The following is a 5687-nucleotide window of genomic DNA, read 5'->3' as shown; positions in this document are numbered from 1 at the left end:
GGCGGGGAGTACGCCATCGGTTCGCCCCTCTTCAAGAAGGCCACCGTCCGGATGGACAACGGCCGCACGCTGGTGGTCGAGGCTCCCCGGAACAGTGCCCGGAACGTGTACGTCCAGGGCGTCACGGTGAACGGCCGCGCCTGGAACTCGACGGCCCTCCCCCACGACCTGCTGGCCCGCGGCGGCACCCTGCGCTTCGACATGGGCCCGCGGCCCTCGTCCTGGGGCACGGGTCCGGGCGCGGCGCCCTCCTCGATCGCGCGGGACGACCGGGTGCCGGCCCCGCCGTCGGACGCGCTGGCCCGGACGGGTCCGCTCACCGACGACACCTCGGCGACCTCGGCGGCGCTCACGGCGGAGCCGCTGCCGGTGACGGGCCCGACGCGGGCGGTCCGCTACACGCTGACCTCGGCGGCGCGGGCGGAAGCGCCCTCCGGCTGGGTGCTTCAGGGCTCCGCGGACGGGGCGCACTGGGCCGATCTGGACCGCAGGGCGGGCGAGTCCTTCGCCTGGGACCGGCAGACGCGGACCTTCACGATCGCCGCGCCTGGCTCGTACACGGCGTACCGGCTCGTGGCGGAAGGCACGTCCCGGCTGGCGGAAGTGGAACTTCTGCGCTGACAAAAGGGATATAAGTCCGGGATCGAAACAGTTGTGTCACAAACCAGTTGTCCTGTGAAGATCCCATGAGGACGATCCTGGATCATAAGGTTTCCGCCGTCGGCCGTCCGGGTGACGCACCGGTGGCGGAACCTTTCCTTTCGTCTTCCTCTCAGGAGAACTACGTGGCCAACTCCACCGGCCTGAACCGCACGGGCATCCTGTCCCGTGTCACCGTCGCGGCCATCACCGCGGCCCTCGTGGGCACCACCACCGCCGCGGTCGCCGCGGACGCGCCGGCGCCGGTCGGCAAGACCTCCGCCGCGGCCGAGAAGGCCACCCCGGGCGCGGGCACCTTCGCCGCCGAGTCCGCGGCCGACGCCCCCATCGGCGAGCTGCGCGCCGCCGACGGCAACGGCAAGCTCTGGTCCTACTGGCCGAACGGCTCGGGCGGCTTCGAGGCCCGCGAGGACGTCGGCTCCGGCTGGGGCGGCGTCTCCAAGGCGACCCAGGTCGACCAGGACGCCGACGGCGTCTCGGACGGCGCCTGGATCGTGTCCTACGGCACGCTGTACTGGCTGGAGTGGAACGCCAGCCCGGTCAGCCTGGGCGGCGGCTGGGGCGCCTTCAACACGGTCGTCTCCACGGCCAGCCTCGGCGGTGCCGCCGCGGACGACCTGCTGACCCGTGACGGTTCGGGCAACCTGTACCTGTACCTCGGTTACGGCAACGGCCGCCTGGCGCCCCGCGTCAAGGTCGGCACCGGCTGGAACATCTACAACGCCATCACCGGCAAGGGCGACCTGAACAACGACGGCAAGGCCGACGTGATCGCCCGCGACGGCTCCGGCAACCTGTGGCTCTACAAGGGCACGGGCAACTACCAGACCCCCTTCGGTCCGCGCGTCAAGGTCGGCACCGGCTGGGGCATCTACAACTCGGTGGTCTCCACCGGTGACGTCGACATCGACGGCGTGGCCGACGTGCTCGCCCGTGACGGCTCCGGCAACCTGTGGCTCTACAAGGGCACCGGCACCACCGCTCCCGCCTTCAAGCCGCGCGTCAAGCTCGGCACCGGCTGGAACACGTACCGCCTGATGTTCTGATCCGCGCCCCGCGCGTGTGAACGAACGAACGGGCCCCGCTCCTCTTCCGAGGAGCGGGGCCCGTCCCGTTTCACCGGCCGGCCGGCCGGGACCGGATCAGCCGCGGATCAGGTTCCGCAGCACGTACTGCATGATGCCGCCGTTGCGGTAGTAGTCGGCCTCACCGGGGGTGTCGATGCGGACGACCGCGTCGAACTCGACACCGGTGTCGGTGGTGACCTTGACCGTGCGCGGCGTGGTGCCGTTGTTGAGCTCCTCGATGCCCGCGAAGGAGAAGGTCTCCTCGCCGGTCAGACCGAGGGTCGCGGCGGACTGGCCCTCCGGGAACTGGAGCGGCAGGACGCCCATGCCGATGAGGTTCGAGCGGTGGATGCGCTCGTACGACTCGGCGATGACGGCCTTGACGCCGAGGAGCGCGGTGCCCTTGGCGGCCCAGTCACGGGACGAACCGGAGCCGTACTCCTTGCCCGCGAGCACGACGAGCGGGATGCCCTGCTCGATGTAGTTGCGGGAGGCGTCGTAGATGAAGGAGACCGGGCCGCCCTCCTGCGTGAAGTCGCGGGTGTAGCCGCCCTCGGTGCCCGGCGCGATCTGGTTGCGCAGGCGGATGTTGGCGAACGTGCCGCGGATCATGACCTCGTGGTTGCCACGGCGCGAGCCGTAGGAGTTGAAGTCACGACGCTCCACACCGTGCTCGGTGAGGTACTGGCCGGCCGGGGTGTCGGCCTTGATGGCACCGGCCGGGGAGATGTGGTCGGTGGTGACCGAGTCGCCGAGCTTCGCCAGCACGCGCGCGCCGGTGATGTCGGTGACCGGGGTGGTCTCCATCGTCATGCCCTCGAAGTACGGGGGCTTGCGGACGTAGGTGGACTGCGGGTCCCACTCGAAGGTGTTGCCGGTCGGGATCGGCAGCGCCTGCCACTGGGCGTCACCCGCGAAGACGTCCTGGTAGGACTTGTTGAACATGTCCTCGCCGATGGCGTTGGCGACGACGTCGTTCACCTCGGCCTCGGAGGGCCAGATGTCCGCCAGGTAGACCGGCTTGCCGTCCTGGTCGACACCGAGGGCGTCCTTGGTGATGTCCACCTTCATGGAGCCCGCGATGGCGTACGCGACGACCAGCGGCGGGGAGGCCAGGTAGTTCATCTTGACGTCGGGGTTGATACGGCCCTCGAAGTTCCGGTTGCCGGAGAGGACCGAGGTGACCGCGAGGTCGTGGTCGTTGACGGCCTTGGAGACCTCCTCCGGCAGCGGGCCGGAGTTGCCGATGCAGGTGGTGCAGCCGTAGCCGACGAGGTTGAAGCCGACCTTGTCGAGGTACGGGGTGAGGCCCGCCTTGTCGAAGTAGTCGGTGACGACCTTCGAGCCCGGGGCGAGGGTGGTCTTGACCCACGGCTTGCGGGTCAGGCCCTTCTCCACGGCCTTCTTCGCGACGAGCGCGGCGGCGACCATGACGTACGGGTTCGAGGTGTTGGTGCAGGAGGTGATCGCGGCGACGGTGACGGCGCCGTGGTCGATCTCGTACGTCGAGCCGTCGGGGGCGGTGACGGTGACCGGCTTCGACGGGGCGCCGTTCGGCGTGTTGGCCGGGGCGTCGGAGGCCGGGAACGACTCCTTGCCCGCCTCGTCGACGTCGTCCACGTAGTTGCGGACGTCCTGGGCGAACTGCGCGGCGGCGTTGGCGAGGACGATGCGGTCCTGCGGGCGCTTCGGGCCGGCGATCGACGGGACGACGGTGGAGAGGTCGAGCTCCAGCTTCTCGGAGAAGTCGGGCTCGGCGGCCGGGTCGAGCCAGAGGCCCTGCTCCTTGGCGTACGCCTCGACGAGCGCGACCTGCTGCTCGGAGCGGCCGGTGAGCTTGAGGTAGTTCAGGGTCTCGCCGTCGATCGGGAAGATGGCGGCGGTGGAACCGAACTCCGGCGACATGTTGCCGATGGTGGCGCGGTTGGCGAGGCTCGTCGCCGCCACACCCTCGCCGTAGAACTCGACGAACTTGCCGACGACACCGTGCTTGCGGAGCATCTCGGTGATGGTCAGCACCAGGTCGGTGGCGGTGGTGCCGGCGGGCAGCTCACCGGTCAGCTTGAAGCCGACGACGCGCGGGATGAGCATGGAGACCGGCTGGCCGAGCATGGCGGCCTCGGCCTCGATGCCGCCGACGCCCCAGCCGAGCACACCGAGGCCGTTGACCATGGTGGTGTGGGAGTCGGTGCCGACGAGGGTGTCGGGGTACGCCTGGCCGCCCCGGACCATGACGGTGCGGGCCAGGTGCTCGATGTTCACCTGGTGGACGATGCCGGTGCCGGGCGGGACGACCTTGAACTCGTCGAAGGCGGTCTGGCCCCAGCGCAGGAACTGGTAGCGCTCCTTGTTGCGGCCGTACTCCAGCTCGACGTTCTGGCCGAAGGCTTCCTTGGTGCCGAACTTGTCGGCGATGACGGAGTGGTCGATGACCAGCTCGGCCGGGGCCAGCGGGTTGATCTTCGCCGGGTCGCCGCCGAGCTCCTTGACGGCCTCGCGCATGGTGGCGAGGTCGACGACACAGGGCACACCGGTGAAGTCCTGCATGATCACGCGGGCCGGCGTGAACTGGATCTCCTGGCTCGGCTGGGCCTGCGAGTCCCAGTTGCCCAGGGCGCGGATGTGGTCGGCGGTGATGTTCGCGCCGTCCTCGGTGCGGAGCAGGTTCTCCAGCAGAACCTTCAGGCTGTAGGGGAGCCGGGCCGAGCCCTCCACCTTGTCCAGGCGGAAGATCTCGTACGACTCGTCGCCCACGCGCAGCGTGCTGCGGGCGTCGAAGCTGTTCGCCGACACGACAGTCTCCTTCATCAAAGTGCGCGTACTACCGTCATGCTGCCGCCACGACTCCTCGCCGATCCGCTAAGGTAAGGCTAAGTTAGGTAACCCTTACCGGGCAGGCGGCCGCAGTGCGCCGTAAGCAGTTATCTCGATGTCGAGATAACTCTAGTGCATCCCCGGCGTCCGGTCATGCCCGGCCGCGCGCGTTCTCCGCCCGCGCGGCGGGCGCGCGGGAGGTGGAGCCGGACCGCGCGGCGCCAGAGCGGGACGAACCCGGACGGACGCGGAGGGATTGCCGACACCTCGGGGCGGGCCGAGGATCGGATCATGTTCAGCGGCGCGCATGTGATTCTCTACACCCGGGACGCCGAGGCCGACCGCGACTTCCTCAAGGACGTCGTCGGCTTCGACCACGTGGACGCCGGGCGCGGCTGGCTGATCTTCCGGCTGCCGCCGGCCGAGATCGCGGTGCACCCCACGGAGGGCGAGCCGCAGCACGAGGTCTACCTCATGTGCGACGACATCACGGCCACGCTCACGACCCTGGAGGACCGGGGCGCGCACATCTCACGGCCCATCAGCGACCAGGGGTGGGGCCTCCTGGCGGCGGTACGGCTGCCGAGCGGCACCGAACTGCCCCTGTACGAACCGCGCCACCCGATCGCGCACGACACGCCACCCGGATGAACCACCCTGATGATCGCTTCATCTCATATCTGAGATAACGTGACGCCATGGCAGACGACTACCTCGTACGTATCGGCAAGCTCATCCGTGACGCCCGCCAGCACCGCGGCTGGACGCAGACGCAGCTCGCCGAAGCATTGGCCACCAGCCAGAGCGCCGTCAACCGGATCGAACGCGGCAACCAGAACATCAGCCTTGAGATGATCGCCCGCATCGGTGAAGCCCTCGACAGCGAGATCGTGTCCCTCGGCTACTCCGGCCCCATGCACCTGCGCGTCGTGGGCCGCCGCCGCCTCTCCGGCTCCATCGACGTCAAGACGAGCAAGAACGCCTGTGTCGCGCTGCTCTGCGCCTCCCTGCTCAACAAGGGCCGCACCGTCCTGCGCCGCGTCGCCCGCATCGAGGAGGTCTTCCGCCTCCTGGAGGTGCTGAACTCCATCGGCGTCCGCACCCGCTGGATCAACGACGGCGTGGACCTGGAGATCGTGCCGCCGG

Annotated in this window: 5 protein-coding genes; 4 read left to right on the top strand and 1 reads right to left on the bottom strand. The window is 69.4% G+C overall.

The genetic code is table 11. From position 1 onward, the window contains the following. Together RIF68_RS25350 and RIF68_RS25345 are read left to right on the top strand one after the other, a co-directional pair. The coding region (locus RIF68_RS25350; protein WP_309053617.1) for a glycoside hydrolase domain-containing protein at nt 1-621 on the top strand (621 nt) is incomplete at its 5' end. 164 nt (nt 622-785) lie between these two features. Next, nucleotides 786-1706, top strand: coding sequence for a VCBS repeat-containing protein (locus tag RIF68_RS25345; protein WP_309053616.1), 921 nt, complete (start codon nt 786-788; stop codon nt 1704-1706). Nucleotides 1707-1802: 96 nt separating this feature from the next. Here the strand turns inward: RIF68_RS25345 and acnA are convergent, their stop codons facing one another. Beyond that, nucleotides 1803-4520, bottom strand: a complete 2718-nt coding sequence (gene acnA, locus RIF68_RS25340) for an aconitate hydratase AcnA (protein ID WP_309053615.1) — start codon at nt 4518-4520, stop codon at nt 1803-1805. A gap of 312 nt (nt 4521-4832) precedes the next feature. Between acnA and RIF68_RS25335 the strand changes: the two genes are divergently transcribed. Then, nucleotides 4833-5192: a VOC family protein gene (locus RIF68_RS25335; RefSeq protein WP_309053614.1), complete on the top strand. Its 360-nt coding sequence runs from the start codon at nt 4833-4835 to the stop codon at nt 5190-5192. A 47-nt stretch (nt 5193-5239) separates the two neighbouring features. Beyond that, the coding region (locus tag RIF68_RS25330; RefSeq protein ID WP_309053613.1) for a helix-turn-helix domain-containing protein at nt 5240-5687 on the top strand (448 nt) is incomplete at its 3' end.

The organism is Streptomyces sp., assembly GCF_031178505.1.
Taxonomy (GTDB): Bacteria; Actinomycetota; Actinomycetes; order Streptomycetales; family Streptomycetaceae; genus Streptomyces; species Streptomyces gulbargensis.
The sequence above is the reverse complement of the archived record's forward strand: the minus strand, read 5'-3'. Positions and strand labels throughout refer to the sequence as shown.

Bases quoted from the DNA above. Each gene is read 5' to 3' on its own strand.
- RIF68_RS25335 (WP_309053614.1), top strand. From the start codon at position 4,833: ATGTTCAGCGGCGCGCATGTGATTCTCTACACCCGGGACGCCGAGGCC.